The 18,038-nt window shown below is 69.1% G+C and carries 17 protein-coding genes and 1 pseudogene; 13 read left to right on the top strand and 5 right to left on the bottom strand.

Translation table 11 applies throughout. From position 1 onward, the window contains the following. Positions 1-21: 21 nt before the first annotated feature. A complete protein-coding gene (gene ctaE, locus G6N67_RS35745) occupies positions 22-633 on the bottom strand; it encodes an aa3-type cytochrome oxidase subunit III (RefSeq protein ID WP_036439049.1) in 612 nt (203 codons plus the stop codon). A gap of 124 nt (positions 634-757) precedes the next feature. Between ctaE and trpD the strand changes: the two genes are divergently transcribed. Continuing rightward, positions 758-1,852, top strand: a complete 1,095-nt coding sequence (gene trpD, locus G6N67_RS35740) for an anthranilate phosphoribosyltransferase (RefSeq protein WP_073916379.1) — start codon at positions 758-760, stop codon at positions 1,850-1,852. Here trpD and G6N67_RS35735 read toward each other — a convergent pair. Beyond that, positions 1,790-3,613, bottom strand: a pseudogene (locus G6N67_RS35735) (DEDD exonuclease domain-containing protein); the annotation flags it as partial. The gene trpD and the pseudogene G6N67_RS35735 sit on opposite strands and share 63 nt — an antisense overlap. Positions 3,614-3,727: 114 nt before the next feature. Here G6N67_RS35735 and G6N67_RS39390 point away from each other — a divergent pair. From G6N67_RS39390 to pimB, 4 genes are all read left to right on the top strand, one after another. Further along, entirely contained in the window at positions 3,728-3,982 is a 255-nt protein-coding gene (locus G6N67_RS39390) for a hypothetical protein (protein ID WP_036439051.1), read from the top strand. A 154-nt stretch (positions 3,983-4,136) separates the two neighbouring features. Next, positions 4,137-5,282 (top strand): peptidoglycan hydrolase RipC, encoded by a 1,146-nt coding sequence (gene ripC / locus G6N67_RS35725; RefSeq protein WP_036439053.1) that lies wholly within the window; start codon positions 4,137-4,139, stop codon positions 5,280-5,282. 59 nt (positions 5,283-5,341) lie between these two features. Then, a complete protein-coding gene (locus G6N67_RS35720; protein ID WP_230023641.1) occupies positions 5,342-6,082 on the top strand; it encodes a basic secretory family protein in 741 nt (246 codons plus the stop codon). A gap of 10 nt (positions 6,083-6,092) precedes the next feature. After that, positions 6,093-7,235 (top strand): GDP-mannose-dependent alpha-(1-6)-phosphatidylinositol monomannoside mannosyltransferase, encoded by a 1,143-nt coding sequence (gene pimB / locus G6N67_RS35715; protein WP_036439055.1) that lies wholly within the window; start codon positions 6,093-6,095, stop codon positions 7,233-7,235. Between the two features lie 6 nt (positions 7,236-7,241). Here the strand turns inward: pimB and G6N67_RS35710 are convergent, their stop codons facing one another. Beyond that, positions 7,242-9,041, bottom strand: a complete 1,800-nt coding sequence (locus G6N67_RS35710) for an AMP-dependent synthetase/ligase (protein ID WP_036439057.1) — start codon at positions 9,039-9,041, stop codon at positions 7,242-7,244. A 95-nt stretch (positions 9,042-9,136) separates the two neighbouring features. Between G6N67_RS35710 and G6N67_RS35705 the strand changes: the two genes are divergently transcribed. From G6N67_RS35705 to G6N67_RS35685, 5 genes are all read left to right on the top strand, one after another. After that, complete coding sequence (locus G6N67_RS35705; protein ID WP_036439059.1) at positions 9,137-9,526, top strand: polyketide cyclase / dehydrase and lipid transport; 390 nt, start codon at positions 9,137-9,139, stop codon at positions 9,524-9,526. A 105-nt stretch (positions 9,527-9,631) separates the two neighbouring features. Further along, positions 9,632-10,069 (top strand): SRPBCC family protein, encoded by a 438-nt coding sequence (locus G6N67_RS35700; RefSeq protein WP_036439061.1) that lies wholly within the window; start codon positions 9,632-9,634, stop codon positions 10,067-10,069. Then, positions 10,062-11,351 carry an ArsA family ATPase gene (locus G6N67_RS35695; protein ID WP_081812758.1) on the top strand — a complete coding sequence of 430 codons (1,290 nt, stop codon included), beginning with the start codon at positions 10,062-10,064 and terminating at the stop codon, positions 11,349-11,351. Before G6N67_RS35700 ends, G6N67_RS35695 begins: the two co-directional genes overlap by 8 nt. Beyond that, positions 11,348-11,734, top strand: coding sequence for a hypothetical protein (locus G6N67_RS35690; RefSeq protein WP_036440442.1), 387 nt, complete (start codon positions 11,348-11,350; stop codon positions 11,732-11,734). Before G6N67_RS35695 ends, G6N67_RS35690 begins: the two co-directional genes overlap by 4 nt. A gap of 98 nt (positions 11,735-11,832) precedes the next feature. Then, positions 11,833-12,564: a lysophospholipid acyltransferase family protein gene (locus G6N67_RS35685; protein WP_036439065.1), complete on the top strand. Its 732-nt coding sequence runs from the start codon at positions 11,833-11,835 to the stop codon at positions 12,562-12,564. Positions 12,565-12,571: 7 nt separating this feature from the next. Here the strand turns inward: G6N67_RS35685 and G6N67_RS35680 are convergent, their stop codons facing one another. Then, on the bottom strand, positions 12,572-13,861 hold the full coding sequence (locus tag G6N67_RS35680; protein WP_036439067.1) for a glycosyltransferase 87 family protein: 1,290 nt from the start codon (positions 13,859-13,861) through the stop codon (positions 12,572-12,574). An 81-nt stretch (positions 13,862-13,942) separates the two neighbouring features. On the opposite strand from G6N67_RS35680, the gene G6N67_RS35675 reads away from it, so the two are divergent. Genes G6N67_RS35675 through G6N67_RS35665 form a run of 3 tightly spaced genes read left to right on the top strand, consistent with a single transcriptional unit; the run spans position 13,943 to position 16,755 of the window. Beyond that, positions 13,943-14,818, top strand: a complete 876-nt coding sequence (locus tag G6N67_RS35675) for a hypothetical protein (protein WP_036439069.1) — start codon at positions 13,943-13,945, stop codon at positions 14,816-14,818. Further along, a complete protein-coding gene (locus tag G6N67_RS35670) occupies positions 14,818-15,324 on the top strand; it encodes a polyadenylate-specific 3'-exoribonuclease AS (RefSeq protein WP_036439071.1) in 507 nt (168 codons plus the stop codon). The genes G6N67_RS35675 and G6N67_RS35670 overlap by 1 nt, the downstream gene beginning before the upstream one ends. Before the next feature lie 33 nt (positions 15,325-15,357). Then, entirely contained in the window at positions 15,358-16,755 is a 1,398-nt protein-coding gene (locus G6N67_RS35665; protein WP_036439073.1) for a class II 3-deoxy-7-phosphoheptulonate synthase, read from the top strand. Here the strand turns inward: G6N67_RS35665 and G6N67_RS35660 are convergent. Continuing rightward, positions 16,752-18,020 (bottom strand): protein kinase domain-containing protein, encoded by a 1,269-nt coding sequence (locus G6N67_RS35660; RefSeq protein WP_036439074.1) that lies wholly within the window; start codon positions 18,018-18,020, stop codon positions 16,752-16,754. The genes G6N67_RS35665 and G6N67_RS35660 overlap by 4 nt on opposite strands. Positions 18,021-18,038: the final 18 nt, after the last annotated feature.

Genomic DNA, 18,038 nt, shown 5'->3' with positions numbered 1-18,038 from the left:
TCGGATGCATCGGCGAGCCGATCACCTGACGAAGTAGATGGTGGCGAACAGCGCAATCCAGACGATGTCGACGAAGTGCCAGTAGTACGAGACGACGATCGCGGCGGTGGCCTGCGCGGGGGTGAACTTACTCATCTTCGTGCGGGCCAGCAGGAAGATGAAGGCAACCAGACCGCCGATCACGTGCAGGCCGTGGAAACCGGTTGCCAGGTAGAAGACCGATCCGTAAGCGCTGCCGGGGATCGTGGTGCCGTGCTCGACCAGGTGGATGTACTCGTATCCCTGGCCCAGCACGAAGAACAGGCCCATCAGGAACGTGATCACATACCACCGGCGCAGCCCGAACACGTCACCGCGCTCGGCGGCGAACACGCCCATCTGGCAGGTGAACGACGACGCGATCAACACCAGCGTCACCGGTACGGCAAGGGCCAAATTCAGTTCGGTTGGCTCGGGCGGCCAGTCGCCTCCAGCCTGGGCGCGCGCGGTGAAGTACATCGCGAACAGCCCAGCAAAGAACATCAGCTCACTGGAAAGCCACACTATGGTGCCGACACTGACCATGTTGGGTCGGTTCAGCGAATGAACACGCGATGTGATGGCGGTTCCCGAGGTCCCTACAGCGCTCGTCACATCCGCAAGTATGACGCTTTGTAGTTGTCGAACTCCACCCGGGTCGAGCAATTGGCCGGATTCCGCTCGAACCGATGCCGGGCAGACGCCGGGCCAGATCCCCGCCGGGCGATAACATTCGGCGGTGGTATCTGGATTCTCTCGCTCGTCTTCGTCCGCGTCGCGTTCCCAGCCGGCCCCCACGTGGCCGCAGATCCTGGGCCGGTTGACCACCGGTCAGAGCCTGCTGAACGGTCAGGCGGCCTGGGCGATGGACCAGATCATGACCGGTGTGGCGACCCCGGCCCAGATCTCGGCGTTCGCGGTGGCGATGAAGATGAAGCGCCCGAACTCGGGCGAGGTGGGCGAGCTGGCCGACATCATGCTGTCGCACGCGCGCCGCGTGCCCACCGGTCAGATCGGCACGGACACCGTCGACATCGTCGGCACGGGCGGCGACGGCGCCAACACCGTCAACCTGTCCACCATGGCCGCGATCGTGGTCGCGGCGTGCGGCGTGCCGGTGGTCAAGCACGGCAACCGCGCGGCGTCGTCGCTCTCGGGTGGCGCCGACACGCTGGAAGCCCTCGGGGTCAGGATCGACCTCGGCCCGGACGAACTGGCCCGCAGCGTCGCCGAGGTGGGCATCGGCTTCGCCTTCGCGCCGCAGTTCCACCCGTCGTACCGGCACGCGTCGGTGGTGCGCCGCGAGATCGGCGTGCCGACGGTCTTCAATCTGCTTGGTCCGCTGACCAATCCGGCCACCCCGCGGGCCGGCCTGATCGGCTGCGCGTGGGCCGATCTGGCCGAGGTCATGGCGGGCGTGCTGGCCGCCCGCGGCTCCAGCGTGCTTGTGGTGCACGGCGACGACGGCCTCGACGAACTGACCACCACGACCACCAGCACCATCTGGCGCGTGCAGGCGGGCACCGTCGAGCGGTTGACGTTCGACCCCGCGGCATTCGGATTCGCGCGCGCCGAGATCAGTGAGCTCGTCGGCGGTGACGCGGCCACCAACGCGGCATCGACCCGGGCAGTGCTGGGCGGCGCCAAGGGCCCCGTCCGGGATGCCGTGGTGCTCAACGCGGCCGGGGCCATGGTCGCCCACGCCGGGCTAGCCAGCGACGCCCAGTGGGTGCCTGCGTGGGAATCCGGTCTGGCCCGCGCCACCGAAGCCATCGACTCCGGGGCGGCCGAAAAGCTGCTCGCGCGTTGGGTGCGGTTCGGCCACCAGCTCTGAGCGGCTCTGTTGCTCGGCGGCCAACCTCGCCGACCGCGCGGTAGCCGCCCACTGCGCGTAGCGCCCGGCCGATCCCAGCGGCGTGGCGTAGCCCACGTCGCCCAGGCAGTGCACGATGCGGACGCCCGGCTGCGCGAGCCAGCGCGCGATGAGCGCGGTCTCCTCGACCAGGGCACCGCCGAGCGGGCCGGGGACCGGTAGCACGACTTGTGCTGCCGCGCAGAGGGCCTCGACCACCGGCATGGGGGGTACGCCACGCGGCGCGGTGCCCGCAGCGGCCAGCTGCCCGTGGCGGATGACCGCCAGGTGCCAGCCGCCGTTTCCGTCGCCGCGCGCCGCCACCAGCTCGGGCAGTGCCGCCAGGGCTGCGAGCCGTTGCCCCCGCCACAGCGCCTCGATGGCGACCGTGGCGTGGTCGCGGACCCGCGCGGCGGTCTCGTAGCGGTTGGCCCCGGCCAGTTCGGTGATGTGGGCCAGGATCTCGGCGAGCACGGTGCCGTCGGTGCCGCCGATCAGTGCCTCCGCACGCTGCCGGGCCGAGGCGTAGTCGGCGGCCCCGGCGCCCTGGGGTGCGGGGCAGGGCGACAGTTCGAGCACCGGGCAGCGGTGGGTCGAAGCGGCGGCCAACCGGCCCGTGCAGGTGCGCACGCCCGTGAAGCGAGCCAGCAGCGCGGCCGTCTGCACGGCGTCGGCCCGCGCCGAGAACGGGCCGAGGGCCGTGCGCTCCTTGGGGTTTCGCACCGTGGTGAACCGCGGGAACGCCTCGTCGGTCAACGCCACCCACCACCACCGCTGCGGCGCCTTGGAGCGCCGGTTGTAGGGCGGCGCATGCGCCGCCAGCAGCCGTAGCTCACGGACTCCGGCCTCCAGCTCGTGTGCGCATTCGACGTGATCGACCGCCGTGGCCAGCGACGCCATCTCCTTCATGCGGGCCCGCGGATCGGCGCCGGTGAAGTACTGGCGGACGCGCCGGCGCAGATCCACCGCGGTACCCACGTAGAGCACCTCGTTCGACGGTCCGCGGAACAGGTACACGCCCGGCCGGTTCGGCAACCGGTCGGCCAGGCTGCGGTTGCGCCGCTGCGCCGGACTCGTGTTGGGCAGGTACGCCCGGAGGTCGGCGTACGTGTGCACACCCTGGTTGCCGACGCGCTCCATGAGCCCGTGCAGAACGTCGACCGTGGCGCGCGCGTCGTCGAGCGCGCGGTGCGTCGGCGTGGTCGACGCACCGAACAACCGCGCCAACTCCGACAGCCGGACACTGGGCGCCTCGTCGCGCGTGAGGACACGGCGCGCGAGCTTGACCGTGCACAGCACGGGTGGCCGGGGCCAGGGGAGCTGGGCCCGTTCGGCAGCGGCCCGCAGGAAACCCACGTCGAATCCGGCGTTGTGGGCGACCAGAACCGCGCCCCTGGCGAACTCGAGGAAGGCGGGCAGCACCGATTCGATGCGCGGTGCGTCGCGGACCATGGCCGAGGTGATCCCGGTCAGCTCGACGATCTGGGGCGGGATGGACCGGCCGGGGTCGACGAGCGTGGCCAGCTCGCCGAGCACCTCGCCGCCGCGGATCTTGACGGCGCCGATCTCGGTGATGGCGTCATGCGGGCCGCCCGGCTGCGACGCGGTCGCCCGCCCGCCGGTGGTTTCCAGGTCCACCACCACGAAGGTGGTCTCGGCCAGCGACACCATTTCGAGGTCGCGGTCGAAATCCAGGGTCAGCTGGCCGGTCTCGGCCCGGGTGCTCCCGTGGTGCTGGCCCATGACCCCAGACCGTAGGCACGGCCACCGACAGGATTCGGTTGCCACGCGGCCGCGGCGGCTTGTCGGTGGCCGGCGATACCGTGCGCGCAACACCGATCGAGAGGACGGTCAGAGATGCCATACGAGGAGCAGGGCCGGGCCACCGGCCGCCACGCCGACGCCGACAGCGGGAGCGTGATCATCGATTGTGACGACTGCGCGGTTCGTGGACCGGGCTGCCAGGACTGTGTCGTCAGTGTTTTGCTCGGAGTGCCCGAAAGATTGCTGGCTGACGAGCGTCAAGCCCTCGAAGCGCTCGCTGAGGTGGGGTTGGCGCCCCGGCTGCGGTTGGTCCCGATTCACTCGAGGCGTGACTCAGGGGTTGCGTGACGACACGCATCGATGGGCACGTAGAAAAAATTCCTGCCGGGCCTGTTAAATTTACCTCTCCTGTGTTGGACAACCCCGATGCCGTTTCGTAACCTATCTGTGACCAAATCGCAGTTCGAGGCGGCATTCGAACGCCAGTTGTGAGGACGAAAACTTGAGGCTCGACCGCGCGCACCGGCCCACAAGTCGAGTCAAGCGACCCATTGCAGGTGCAATCGCGGGCTTGACGGTATTCGCCGGCCTCCTTGCCGGCAGTGTGCAGGCGGACCCCGCCGCCGACGCACTGGCAAAACTCAACGAACTGTCACGACAAGCTGAACAGACCACCGAGGCGATGCATTCCGCCCAGCTGGATCTGAACAACAAGCTTGCCGCGCAACAGGAAGCAGATCAGAAGCACGCTGCCGCTCAGGCCGAGGTGGATTCGACCAAGGCGCAGCTGGCAACGTTCCAAGCCTCGGTCGACAAGGTTGCTGCCGCGCAGTACATGGGCGGGCGCACGTCGGGCTTCGACGCGATGTTGACCGCGGGCTCGCCGCAGCAGTTGATCGACCAGTTGACCGTGCAGCGCGTGATGGCCACCGAGATGGCGACACAGATGAAGGGCTTCCGCGAGGCCAGTACCAAGGCGACCGAGGCCGAGCAGGTGTCGGCACGCTCGGCTGCCGACGCCAAGACCGCGGCCGAACAGGCCGCCGCGGTGCGTGCCGATCTGCAATCCAAGCAAAGCCAGCTGCAGGTGCAGATCGCGATCGTCAAGTCGCAGTACGAAGCGTTGACGCCGGGTCAGCGCGAAGCGTTGGCAGCTGTCCCACCGGCCCCGGCAGCACCACCGGTACCGGCGCCGGACGCGTTGCCACCAGCCAACGACCCCAACATTCTGGCGGCTCCGCCCGAGGGCATTCCGCCCGGTGACGTCGCACCGCCCGAGGCCGCGATCCCCGGTGGCGGCAGCGATCATTCGGCCACCGTCATCCAGGCCGCGCTGAGCCGCATCGGCTCGCCGTACTCGTGGGGTGGTTCGGGTCCGAGCGCGTTCGACTGCTCGGGCCTGGTGATGTGGTCGTTCCAGCACGCGGGCATCTCGCTGCCGCACTCGAGTCAGGCCATGGCCAACGGCGGTCAGCCCGTCTCGATGGACCAGATCCAGCCGGGCGATGTGGTGACCTATTACTCGGACGCATCGCACGTGGGCATCTACATCGGCGACGGCATGATGGTGCACGCCTCGACGTACGGCACCCCGGTTCGGGTCGCCCCGGTCAACAACGCGCCGATCCACAACATCCGCCGGTACTGAGCCGGCGCACGCTTCTCGGCAGCGCGCTGCTGGGTGAGATCGCGGTCGCGGCCGCTCTGTTGTGGGCAGGGCCTTCGACGCAACCGCCGCCGCGTCAGACGTCGGCCGCACCCACCGTCGCCGCGCCGACCGACGCGCGCATCACCCTGTCCGACGGCCGTACCGCGCAGGTGATCGCCCTGGGCGGACCGGACTCCGCGGCCCTGCGCGACCGGCTCCGCGCGGAACTCGACGGCGCGGCTGCCGCGGTGACGCAGTTCTGGGGCGCGGACTGGCCGCGGGAGATCGTCATCGTCGTCACCGGGTCGGCGGAGCAGTTCCAGGCCATGGCCGTCAGCGGCTCCGACATCGCGGCCGCCACCACCGCGCAGGGTGTCGTTTTCGCCCCGGGCGCCGCCGCGATGAGCCCTGATGCGCTGCGAATTGTGTTGCGCCACGAGCTTTTCCACTACGCAGCGAGAACCCGTACCACGGCCGATGCGCCCCGTTGGCTCACCGAAGGCGTTGCCGACTACGTCGGCCGTCCGCACGTGCCGGTGCCTGCCGCGGCGGCGGACCTCGCGGTGTTGCCCACCGACGCCGATCTCGACACGCCCGGCCGGGTGCGAACCCTGGCCTACGACCGCGCCTGGTGGTTCAGCCGCTACGTCGCCGACCGCTACGGCCCGCACGCGCTGCGTGAGCTGTATGTGCGGGCCTGCGGAGCCGGACATCCCGACGTGGCCACCGCGGTGCGGGACACCCTTGGCGTCGGCCTGGACGAGGTTCTGGCAGGCTGGCGCGCGTGGATGAACCGATAGCCTGGCACCGATGACCCGGGTTCTGCTGGTTACCAACGATTTTCCGCCTCGGCGCGGCGGCATTCAGTCCTACCTCGAAGCGTTCGTGGACCAGCTGGTTGCCGACGGCTCACATGAGCTGACCGTGTACGCGCCGAAATGGAAGGGCGCCGAAGAGTTCGACCGGGACGCCGCGGCGTCCGGGTACACCGTGGTGCGGCATCCCACCACGCTCATGGTTCCCGAGCCCACCGTGGCAATCCGCATGCGCAGGCTCATCGAGCAACATCAGCCCGAGACAGTGTGGTTCGGGGCGGCCGCACCGCTGGCCCTGCTCGGGCCGTTGGCGCGGCGCGCCGGAGCCCGGCGCATCGTGGCGAGCACCCACGGACACGAGGTGGGCTGGTCGATGCTGCCGGTGGCGCGCAGCGCGCTGCGCCGCATCGGTGACGACGCCGACGTGGTGACGTTCGTGAGCCGCTACACCCGCAACCGGTTCGCGTCGGCGTTCGGCCCCGACGCCGCGCTCGAGCATCTGCCCCCCGGCGTGGACGTCGACCGGTTCCGGCCCGACCCGGAAGCCCGCGCAGAACTGCGGGAGCGCTACGGGCTCGGCGGCCGTCCCGTGGTGGTGTGCCTGTCGCGTCTTGTGCCCCGCAAGGGCCAGGACATGTTGATCCGGGCCATGCCGGTGATCCGGCACCGGGTTCCGGAGGCCGCGCTCGTGATCGTCGGCGGCGGCCCGTACGCCGAGACGCTGCACAAGCTCGCACACAGCTACGGCGTGGCCGACGACGTGATCTTCACCGGAGGCGTGCCCGGCGCCGAACTGCCCGCACACCACGCGATGGCAGACGTCTTCGCGATGCCGTGCCGAACCCGCGGCGCAGGCCTGGACGTCGAGGGCCTCGGCATCGTCTACCTGGAGGCCTCGGCGTGCGGCGTGCCCGTGGTCGCGGGCACCTCGGGCGGCGCACCGGAAACCGTGCTCGATGGTGAGACCGGTCTGGTGGTCGACGGCAACGATGTCGGAGTCGTGGCTTCCGCCGTTTCCGATCTGCTCGCCGACCCGGCCCGGGCCGCCGCGATGGGGGTCGCGGGCCGGCACTGGGCCGTCGACAACTGGCAGTGGCGCGCCAAGGGGGCCCGGCTGGCCGAGCTCCTCGCGGGCTGACCCGGCCTACTTGGCGTACAGCGCCTCGATGTCCGCGGCGAACTTCTCGGCCACGACCTTGCGCTTGACCTTGAGCGTCGGGGTCAACTCACCGGTGTCCTCGGTGAAATCGACCGGCAGGATGCGGAACTTGCGGATGGCCTCTGCCTTCGACACGGCCTGATCGGCTTCCTTGACCGCGAGATCGATCTCGGCGACCAGATCCGGATCCTCGGTCAGATCGGCCACCGTGGCGTTCGGATCCTTGCCGTTGCGTTCCTTCCAACCCGGGAACGCCTCGGGGTCGATCGTGATCAGCGCGGCGATGAACGGCTGCTGGTCGCCAACGCACATGGCCTGGCTGATCAACGGATGCGCCCGCAACTTGTCCTCGAGCAGCGCAGGCGCGACGTTCTTGCCGCCCGCGGTGACGATGATCTCCTTCTTCCGGCCGATGATGGTCAGGAAGCCGTCGGAGTCGATCGCGCCCAGATCACCCGTGTGGAACCAGCCGTCGGTGAACACCGCGTCGGTCTCACTCTGGTTGTTCCAGTAGCCGCCGAACACCACGCCGCCCTTGACCAACAGCTCGTCGTCCTCGGCCAGCCGCATGCTGTTGCCGGGCACCAGCTTTCCGACCGAGCCGACCTTGAGGTCGTTGACCCGGTTCACGGTGATGGCCGCGCTGGTCTCGGTCAGGCCGTAGCCCTCGTAGATCGTCAGGCCGACGCCACGGTAGAAGTGGCCGAGCCGGGCGCCCAGCGGCGCACCGCCCGAGATGGCGGCGTGGCATTCGCCGCCGAGTGCGGCCCGCAGCTTGCCGTAGACGAGCCGGTCGAACACCGCGTGCTTGGCCCGCAGCAGCAACCCCGCTCCACCGGTGTCCTGCGCCTTGCTCCACTCGATCGCGGTATCGGCCGCGATCTCGAAGATCTTGCCCTTGCCGTCATTTCGGGCGTTCTGCTCGGCGGTGTTGTAGACCTTTTCGAACACGCGCGGTACCGAGACCACGAGCGTCGGCTTGAACACCCCGAAGATCGGGACCAGGTTCTTGATGTCGCTCGTGAAGCCCAGCGTCACCTTGTTGGTGAAGGCCGCGAGCGTGATCGCGCGGGCCAGTACGTGCGCGAGCGGCAGGAACACCAGCATCCGCTCACCCTTGGCCAACTCGGTGGGGAAGCACGCCTTGGCGCCACGGATCTCGTAGAGCAGGTTCGAGTGTGTGAGCTGGCAGCCCTTGGGCTGGCCGGTGGTGCCCGACGTGTAGATCAGCGTCACGGGATCGGCCGACCGGATCGCCTCGAGTCGCTTGTCCAACTCGGCGGCGTCGACCGACTTGCCCGCCTCGGCCAGCGCCTCGAGAGCAGGTATGCCCGTGCCGTCGATGCGCAGCACCTTGCGCAGCGCGGGCAGCTGCCCGGAAAGCTGCTCGACCTTCTCGGCGTGCGCGTCGGTCTCGGCGATCACCAGCACGGCCGCCGAGTTCTCCAGCACGAACCGGACCTGTTCGGCCGCCGAGGTTTCGTAGATCGGCACGGTCACCGCGCCCGCGGCCAGGATCGCGAAATCGATGATCGGCCACTCGTAGCGGGTCGCCGACAGGATCGCCACGCGGTCGCCGGGCTGGACGCCCTCCGCGATCAGGCCCAGCGCGGCGGCTCGCACCTGCGCGGCGGCCTCGGCGGAGGTCACATCGGTCCACGCGCCGTCGACCAGGCGCCGGAACGCGACATGGTTGGGGTCGTCGGCCTCATGGGTGAAGACCGAACTCACGATGTTGTCGTGCTCGCCGACGGTGAAAGACGGCTGAACACTGTATTCACGCACGATCCTGGCCTCCAGGCTGGTGGTAACGGCTTGTGCGGGTCAGCCTAGTCGGCCCGGGTAGGCACGATGCGATGCATATGTGAAGCTAGTCGGCGATGAACAGCATTCAGATCGCCGACGAGACTTTCGTCGCCGCCGACCCTGCCGCGGTCGGCGCCGCGGTGGCCGACCCCGCGAGCTGGCGGCGGTGGTGGCCGGACCTGCGGCTGACAGTGGTCGAGGACCGGGCCGAGAAGGGGCACCGCTGGACGGTCACCGGCGCCCTCACCGGCACCATGGAGGTCTGGCTCGAAGAGATGCTGGACGGCGTGATCCTTCATTACTTCCTGCACGCCGAGCCGTCCGGCGTGACCGCGCGTGAGCTGGCCAAGATGGATCTGGCCAAGGCCAATCACCGGCGCCGCGTGGCGGGCAAGGAGATGTCCTTCGAGATCAAGCAGCGGCTTGAGGCGTCGCGCCCCGTCGGGGTTTCGCGCCTGGCCTGAGAATGAAGCACAGGGGTCCAGGGGAGTAGATTTCTCCTTCAGAGGACTGTGACGGGCTGGCTCAGATGGCCGGGCACCTCCGCGGGGCGGGGAGAAGGGCGTGCAGTGGCGGACAAGACGGCGCAGACCATATATATCGATGCCGACCCGGCGACGGTGATGGACGTCATCGCCGACATCGGTTCCTACCCCGACTGGGTAGCCGAGTACACCGACGCCGAGGTGCTCGAGACCGATGAGGCAGGCAATCCGAAGACCGCGCGCCTCGTCCTCGACGCCGCGGTGCTCAAGGACACCATGGTGTTGTCCTATGTCTGGCCCGCCGATCGCACCTCGGTCACCTGGACCTTGGTGTCGAGTTCCCTGTTGCGCGCGCTGGAAGGCGCATACCGGTTGGCGCCCAAGGGATCCGGCACCGAAGTCACCTACGAACTCTCGGTCGACCTGATCATCCCGATGATCGGGCTGCTCAAGCGCAAGGCCGAGCGCAGACTCACCGACACCGCGCTGAAGGATCTCAAGAAACGAGTCGAGGCTGAGTGATTCGCCGCCGCCCGCCCACGGTGCACAGCCGGCCCGGATAAGCCTGTTCGTCGGCAAGGGCGGGGTGGGCAAGTCCACGCTGGCAACCGCCACCGCCGTGCGCGACGCGCAGGCCGGGTTGCGGGTGCTCATCGTCTCGACGGATCAAGCCCATTCCACGGGCGACGTCCTCGGCACCAGTCTCACGCCGACCGGGGACCGCGCGCCGACACGGGTGCTGGCAGACCTCGACACCGGATCGCTGGACGCGCTCGCGCTCGACACCCTCGCGCTGCTCGAAGCGCGGTGGGCCGAGATCGCCGGGCCACTTGCGGACCGGTTCACCGAATCCGACTTGGGAGACGTTGCCCCGGAGGAACTTTCGGCACTTCCGGGCATCCAGGAGGTGCTCGGTCTGTACGAGGTGGGCGAGCTCGCCGCGTCCGGCCGGTGGGATCACGTCGTGGTGGACTGCGCCTCGACGGCCGACGCGCTGCGCATGCTGACCCTGCCCGCGACGTTCGGCCTGTACCTCGAACGGGCCTGGCCCCGGCACCGCCGGTTGTCCGGTACGTCGGCGCATTCGGGAAGCGTTCAGCCGGCCGATGCCGCGACCACGGCGATCGTCATGCTGCTCGAACGGATCGCCGCGGGCATCGAACAACTTTCGGCACTGCTCGCCGACGGCGCGCGCGTCGGCGCGCATCTGGTGCTGACACCCGAGCGCGTCGTGGCCGCCGAAGCGGTCCGCACGTTGGGCTCGTTGGCCTTGATGGGGGTCAAGGTCTCCGAGCTGATCGTCAATCAGATTCTGGTGCAGGACGATTCGTTCGAGTACCAGAACCTGCCCGCGCATCCCGCGTTCGACTGGTACAGCGAGCGGATCTCCGAGCAGCGCGCGGTGCTCGAACACCTCGACACCACGATCGGCGACGTGCAGCTGGTGCTGGTTCCGCACGTCGCCGGCGAGCCGATCGGGCCCAAGGCGCTCGGAGACCTGCTCGCGGCCGCGCGCCGACGGGACGGTTCGCCGCCGCCCGGGCCGCTGCGGCCCGTGGTCGACCGGGAATCAGGGTCTGGACTCGAAGCCGTCTACCGCTTGCGGCTAGAGTTGCCGCAGGTCGACTCCGCCGGACTCACGTTGGGCCGGGTCGACGACGACTTGATCATCGGCGTCGGCGGTGTGCGGCGCCGGGTGCGGTTGGCCTCTGTGCTGCGGCGGTGCATCGTGACGGACGCACAGCTGCGGGGCAGTGAGCTGACGGTGCGATTTCGACCGAACCCGGAGGTGTGGCCAGCATGACTGGATCCCATTCCGATCTGGGTCCGGAGCTGCGGCAGCTGGCACAGGCCATCTTGGACCGGCTCGACCCGGCCGTCCGCCTGGCGGCGGCCGCGGCCGCAGCGTCGGCCGCGAACGGGCCGGGCAAGTGCCAACAGGTGTGGTGCCCGGTGTGCGCCCTGGCCGCCGTGGTCAACGGTGAACATCACCCGCTGCTCACGGTGATCGCCGACCACAGCGTCGCGCTGTTGGAGGTGATCCGGGCGGTGGTCACCGACGGCACGCCCGGCGGCGACGACACCCCCGGTCCTGACGGCGGGCCCACCGGGCCGGCGCCCGGTGACGAGCCACCGCCCGCCGGTCCCGGGCGCTACCAGCACATACCGGTGACCATCGAGGAATGAGATCTCGGGCACGGCATGCGCCGTGCTGTGGTCGCAATTGCAGCGCCTGGGTAAAGTTGTCGCAGAGCACCGTCTGGTGCGCCCGATGGGGAGGAACTATGTGGTATTGGCTGTTCAAGTTCATCTTCATGGGGCCTTTGCTGTCCTTGCTCGGACGGCCGAAAGTCACTGGGCTTGAGCATGTTCCGTCGTCGGGCCCGGTGATCCTGGCCAGCAACCACCTGGCGGTCGCGGACAGTTTCTACCTGCCGCTCGTGGTGAGCCGCCGCATCACCTTCCTGGCCAAGGCCGAATACTTCACCGGGACGGGCATCAAGGGCTGGTTCACGCGGTGGTTCTACACCGTCGCGGGCCAGGTGCCGATCGACCGCACCGACGCCGACTCGGCCCAGAGCGCGCTGACCACCGCCGAACGCATCCTCGCCGAAGGCAAGCTGCTCGGCATGTACCCCGAGGGCACGCGGTCGCCGGACGGCAGGCTCTACAAAGGCAAGACCGGCCTGGCCAGGCTGGCCCTGCAGAGCGGTGTCCCGGTCATCCCGGTCGCCATGGTCGGCACCAACGTGGTGAACCCGCCCGGCAGCAAGATGTGGCGGTTCGGCCGGGTCGAGGTCCGCTTCGGCAAGCCCATGGACTTCAGCCGGTTCGACGGGCTCGCGGGCAACCGGTTCATCGAGCGTGCCGTCATCGACGAGGTGATGTACGAGCTCATGGGTTTGTCGGGCCAGGAATACGTCGACCTGTATGCCGCCGACGTCAAGGAGAATGCGGAAAAAGCCGCAGCCGCGGCCAAGCCCGCGTCGCGGATGCCGCACGCCGCGGCGGGTTGAGCAGCTCCTAGGCCGCCGCTGAGCGGTGCGCCGGGACGGTGGCGACCGCGGGCTGGGGGCGCGTCGACACAGTCGGGGCGAGCCCCGCGACGACGATCACGGCCAGCGCCCACCACACGTAGGATCCGCCCGCGAGCTGACGCCACAGCGACGCCGCGGTCTCGCGGTGTTCTGGCATCAGGGTGATCGGATTCCACACCGTCAACGCCACGCCCAGCACGGTCACGGCCGCCAGCGCCACACTGCGGCGCCGGTAGGCCAGGATGCCCGTCACGAGCAGCGTCGGCAGCGTCCACACCCAATGGTGGGACCACGACACCGGCGAGACCACAAGGCCGAACATCGCCACGCAGATCAGCGCGAGCACGGCACCGGAGTCATCCGCGCTGCGCAGGGCCCGGCGCGCGGCCCACACGGTGAGCGCCAGCACGGCGAAGCACGCCAACAGCCACAACACGAATCGGGGCTCCTCGCCGAGGCCGAGCCGCGCGAGCGTGCCGGAGATGTTCTGGTTGGTGTTCAGCGTCGCAGTGCCGATCCGGTCGGTGTTGCGGACCGTCGCCGTCCAGTACTCCAGCGAATCGGTCCAGGCCAGCGCGAACCCCGCCAGCGTGGCGGCAACGGCGGCGACGGCCGTCGTCACGAGCGCGCGGACGTCGCGCCGCAGCAGGAAGTACAGCAGGAACACGGCCGGCGTGAGTTTGAGCGCGATGGCAAGGCCCAGCAGCACGCCGCGCGGCCACGGGGTCCGGCGCGGCAGGCAGTCGGCGATGACCAGGGTCATCAACACCACGTTGATCTGGCCGAAGTTGAAGTTCGACCGGATGGGCTCCAGGTAGATCACCGCGGGCGCCACGATGGCCGCGGCCAGCCAGCACCGGCGCAGCCACGCCGGTTCGGAGGTGACGGTGGTGTGCGGCCACACGTCGAGGCGGGTCAGCACGATGACGGTCGACACGATCAGCAGCACCAGGGTGGTGGCGGTGATGGCTGCGCTCGCCGCGGGCAGGGACAGCCACGCGAACGGGGCGAACGTGATGGCCGCGAGCGGGGGATAGGTGAACGGCAGGTCGAGCCCGCCCTGGGTGTGGAAGATCGCACCGTCCGCGTACAGCGGTTGACCGTCCAACCAGGCCCTTCCGCCCATCCGGTACACGTCGATGTCGATGCGATAGGGGGTGTGACCCAACAGGCGCCAGCAGGCGAATGCCAGCCCGGCAAGCGTCAGCAGCTGGAAGCCCCGCCACGCGATGGTTGGTCCCAAACCAGCCCGGCCGGGCGACTGCCGCTTACTCATTTCCCTGACAGCCTATCGGTGGCATGGATCGGTGGGTGTATCCGTGGCCCCGACGCGCGCAGGTCGGCGTAAGTTTTCTGCGTGCACGCGACCGTCCAACTCGATTTCATCACCCGCGATCGCCTGCCGTTGCTGTGCTGCCTGGTGGCCTTCATCCTGACGTTCTTCGTCACGCGGACTCTGGTGCGTTACATCCGCAGGCATGCCGGCAGCGACGCGCCGCGCAGGTGGTGGCAGCCGCGCAACATCGGCCACGGGACACTTCACATCCACCATGTGGTGATCGGAGTCGTGCTCGTCATGGTCTCCGGGATCACCATGGTGACGCTCGCGGTCAGCGGCGGCGTGCCGGAGTTCACCGTGGCCGCGACGTTCTTCGGCATCGGCGCGGCGCTGGTGCTCGACGAGTTCGCGCTCATCCTGCACCTGTCCGACGTCTACTGGGCAGAGGACGGCCGCACGTCGGTCGACGCGGTCTTCGCCGCGGTCGCCGTCGCCGGGCTGTTGATCCTGGGTTTCAATCCGTTGTCATTCTTTGATATCGGTATCTGGCGCGAGGACCACTCGCTGGTCGCTCGTGCGACCGTGATCGTGATCGCGGTGCTGACGCTGCTCCTGGCGGTGGTCGTGCTGCTCAAAGGCAAGGTGTGGACCGGATTGGTGGGAATGTTCATAACCCCGTTGCTGGTGGTCGGCGCGCTGCGGCTGTCCCGGCCGCACGCGCCGTGGGCCCGCTGGCGTTACACCACCCGGCCCCGCAAGATGCACCGCGCACTGGAGCGGGAGCGGTGGCTGCGCCGGCCCGTGGTGCAGGCCAAGCTCTGGCTGCAGGACGCGATCACCGGCATGCCGAAGTTCCCCGACGACGCCGAGGTGGACAAGGAACTCGACCGCGAGATCCACGCCGCGCCGGCCCCGGCGAGCCTGACCGCCGAGCAGGCGGGACGGGCCGGGTGATGCGCTTTTTCTACGACACCGAGTTCATCGACGACGGTCGCACCATCGACCTGATCTCGATCGGGGTGGCCGCCGAGGACGGCCGCGAGTATTACGCCATCTCAACAGAATTCAATCCGGACCGGGCCGGCCGGTGGGTGCGCAAGAACGTGCTGCCCAAGTTGCCGTCACCGTCCTCGCAGCTGTGGCGCTCGCGGCGGCAGATCCGCTCGGAGCTCGAGGACTTCTTCGACATCGACGGCGACGAGCCCATCGAGCTGTGGGCCTGGGTGGGTGCCTACGACCACGTCGTGCTGTGCCAGCTGTGGGGGCCCATGACCGACCTGCCGCCCGCGATACCCCGGTTCACCAGGGAACTGCGGCAATTCTGGGAGGACCGCGGATCGCCGCGGATGCCACCGCGGCCCCGCGACGCGCACGACGCACTGGTCGACGCGCGACACAACCTGCACCGGTTCCGGCTGATGACCGGTTTGGTCCGCGGCACCGGCACTGACCAGGCCTGAAAACCGGCGTTCACCGGCGGTTACCATGAACGGGTGAACTGGACCGTGGACATCCCCATCGACCAGCTGCCCCCGCTGCCTCCGCTGACGGACGAGCTGCGGCAACGGCTGGATGCGGCGCTGGCCAAGCCGGCCGCCCAGCAGCCCAGTTGGGATGCCGACGCGGCCAAGGCCATGCGCACGGTGCTGGAGAGCGTGCCGCCGGTCACGGTGCCGTCCGAGATCGAGAAGCTCAAGGGCCTGCTGGCCGACGTTGCGCTCGGCAAGGCGTTCCTGCTGCAGGGCGGGGACTGTGCCGAGACGTTCGTGGACAACACCGAACCTCACATCAGGGCCAACATCCGCACGCTGCTGCAGATGGCCGTGGTGCTGACCTACGGCGCGAGCCTGCCCGTGGTCAAGGTCGCCCGCATCGCCGGGCAGTACGCCAAGCCGCGCTCGGCCGACGTCGACGCGCTCGGGCTCAAGTCCTACCGCGGTGACATGGTCAACGGTTTCGCGCCGGACGCCGCGGTGCGTCAGCACGACGCGTCCCGCCTGGTGCGGGCCTACGCCAACGCCAGTGCGGCGATGAACCTGGTGCGGGCGCTGACGTCGTCGGGTCTGGCCTCGCTGCACCTCGTGCACGACTGGAACCGTGAGTTCGTCCGGACCTCGCCCGCGGGCGCGCGGTACGAGGCCTTGGCCGGCGAGATCGACCGCGGCCTGAACTTCATGTCGGCCTGCGGGGTGGCCGACCGCAACCTGCAGACGGCCGAGATCTTCGCGAGCCACGAGGCGCTGGTGCTCGACTACGAGCGGGCCATGCTGCGGTTGTCCGACGAGGCCTCCGGCGTCGAGGGCGCCCCGAAGCTCTACGACCAGTCCGCGCACTACCTGTGGATCGGGGAGCGCACGCGCCAGCTCGACGGTGCGCACATCGCGTTCGCGGAGGTGATCGCCAACCCGATCGGCGTCAAGCTGGGGCCGACCACGTCGCCGGAGACGGCCGTGGAGTATGTCGAGCGGCTCGACCCGCGAGGCGAGCCGGGCCGGCTGACGCTCGTCACGCGGATGGGCAACAACAAGGTGCGTGACCTGCTGCCGCCCATCATCGAGAAGGTGCAGGCCACCGGGCATCAGGTGATCTGGCAGTGCGACCCGATGCACGGCAACACCCACGAGTCGTCGACCGGGTACAAGACCCGCCATTTCGACCGCATCGTCGACGAGGTCCAGGGCTTCTTCGAGGTGCACCGGGCACTGGGGACGCATCCCGGCGGCATCCACGTCGAGATCACCGGGGAGAACGTCACCGAATGTCTCGGTGGCGCCCAGGACATTTCGGATTCGGACCTGGCCGGGCGGTATGAGACCGCGTGCGACCCGCGGCTCAACACCCAGCAGAGCCTGGAGCTGGCGTTCCTGGTCGCCGAGATGCTCCGCGACTAGATCAGCGTGCTGATGTTGCTGCCGAGGGTCCACGCCGCGGCGGCAACCAGGCCCGTGAGGGTCAGCACCGCGATAACCCAGAACAGCAGCACGCGTTTGGCGCGCTGCCGCGCCCAGTAGAACTCGCTCATGTCGATGCCCGCGAATTGACCTGACACCGGCTGGTATTCGTCGTACTCGTCGGGCACGGCCGCGACGGGCACGAAGCGCTGAGGGTCGCGGGTGAGTTCCCGGGTCGGCTGGCGCGGCGCCTGCCGGGGCGGTGGCGGCGGTGCGGTAACCGATGGCACGACGGCCGTCACCTCGGTGGCCGCTTCCTCACGGTGGTGAAACCTGGTGGCGGAAAGGTGTGCGGCGGAGTTGCGTGGTGCGGGAACGCGGAACGCGGGCAGCTCCAAGTCGTCGACGATCGTCTCCAGGTGCGTGCCCATCTCGTCGGCGTCGGTGAACCGCTGCGCCGCGTCGCGGGCCGTGGCCCGCCGCACGAAGTCGTCGAATTGTGCTGGCACACCGGCGATTACCGAGCTCGGTGGCGGAACGTCGGTGTCCAGGCGGCGGTAGGCCACCGCGAGGGCGGTATCCCCGGTGAACGGTGTGACACCCGTGAGCAGTTCGTAGGTCAGCACGCCGACCGAGTAGACGTCGCTGCGCGGATCCGCCTCGCCGGTGCTGACCTGCTCGGGCGACAGGTAGGCCGCGGTGCCGAGAATCACGCTGGTCGAGGTGATCTTGGCTTCCGCGACGGCCCGCACGAGCCCGAAATCGGCGATCTTGACCTCGCCGTCGTCTGAGATCAACACGTTCTCGGGCTTGATGTCGCGGTGCACCAGCCCGGCCCGGTGCGCCACCGCGAGCCCGCCGAGCACGGGAGCCAGCACCGCGGCGACCGCATGAGGCGGCATCGGCCCACGTTCGGTGAGCAGCTCACGCAGCGTCCCGCCGTCGATCAGTTCCATCACCAGAAAAGGCGGTTGCCCGGCCGTGCCGCTCTCGCCGCCACCCTGATCGAAAACCGCGACCAGGCCGGGATCCTTCAACCGGGCCACGGCCTTGGCCTCCCGCCGGAACCGCGTGAGGAAGTGTTCGTCGCCCGCGTACCGGGAATCCATGATCTTCAGCGCGACCGGCCGGTCCAGGCGAACGTCGAGCCCCCGGTACACGGTTGACATGCCGCCGGACGCGATTGCGGCGTCCACGCGGTAGCGCCCGTCCAGCACAGCGCCGACGAGTGGGTCCGATTGCCGGTAGGGCTCCACCGAACACATGTTACGAGTCGCCCCACT

The sequence above is a fragment of the Mycolicibacterium mageritense genome (assembly GCF_010727475.1).
In the GTDB taxonomy this organism is placed as follows: domain Bacteria; phylum Actinomycetota; class Actinomycetes; order Mycobacteriales; family Mycobacteriaceae; genus Mycobacterium; species Mycobacterium mageritense.
This window is presented reverse-complemented; position numbering and strand designations above follow the sequence as displayed.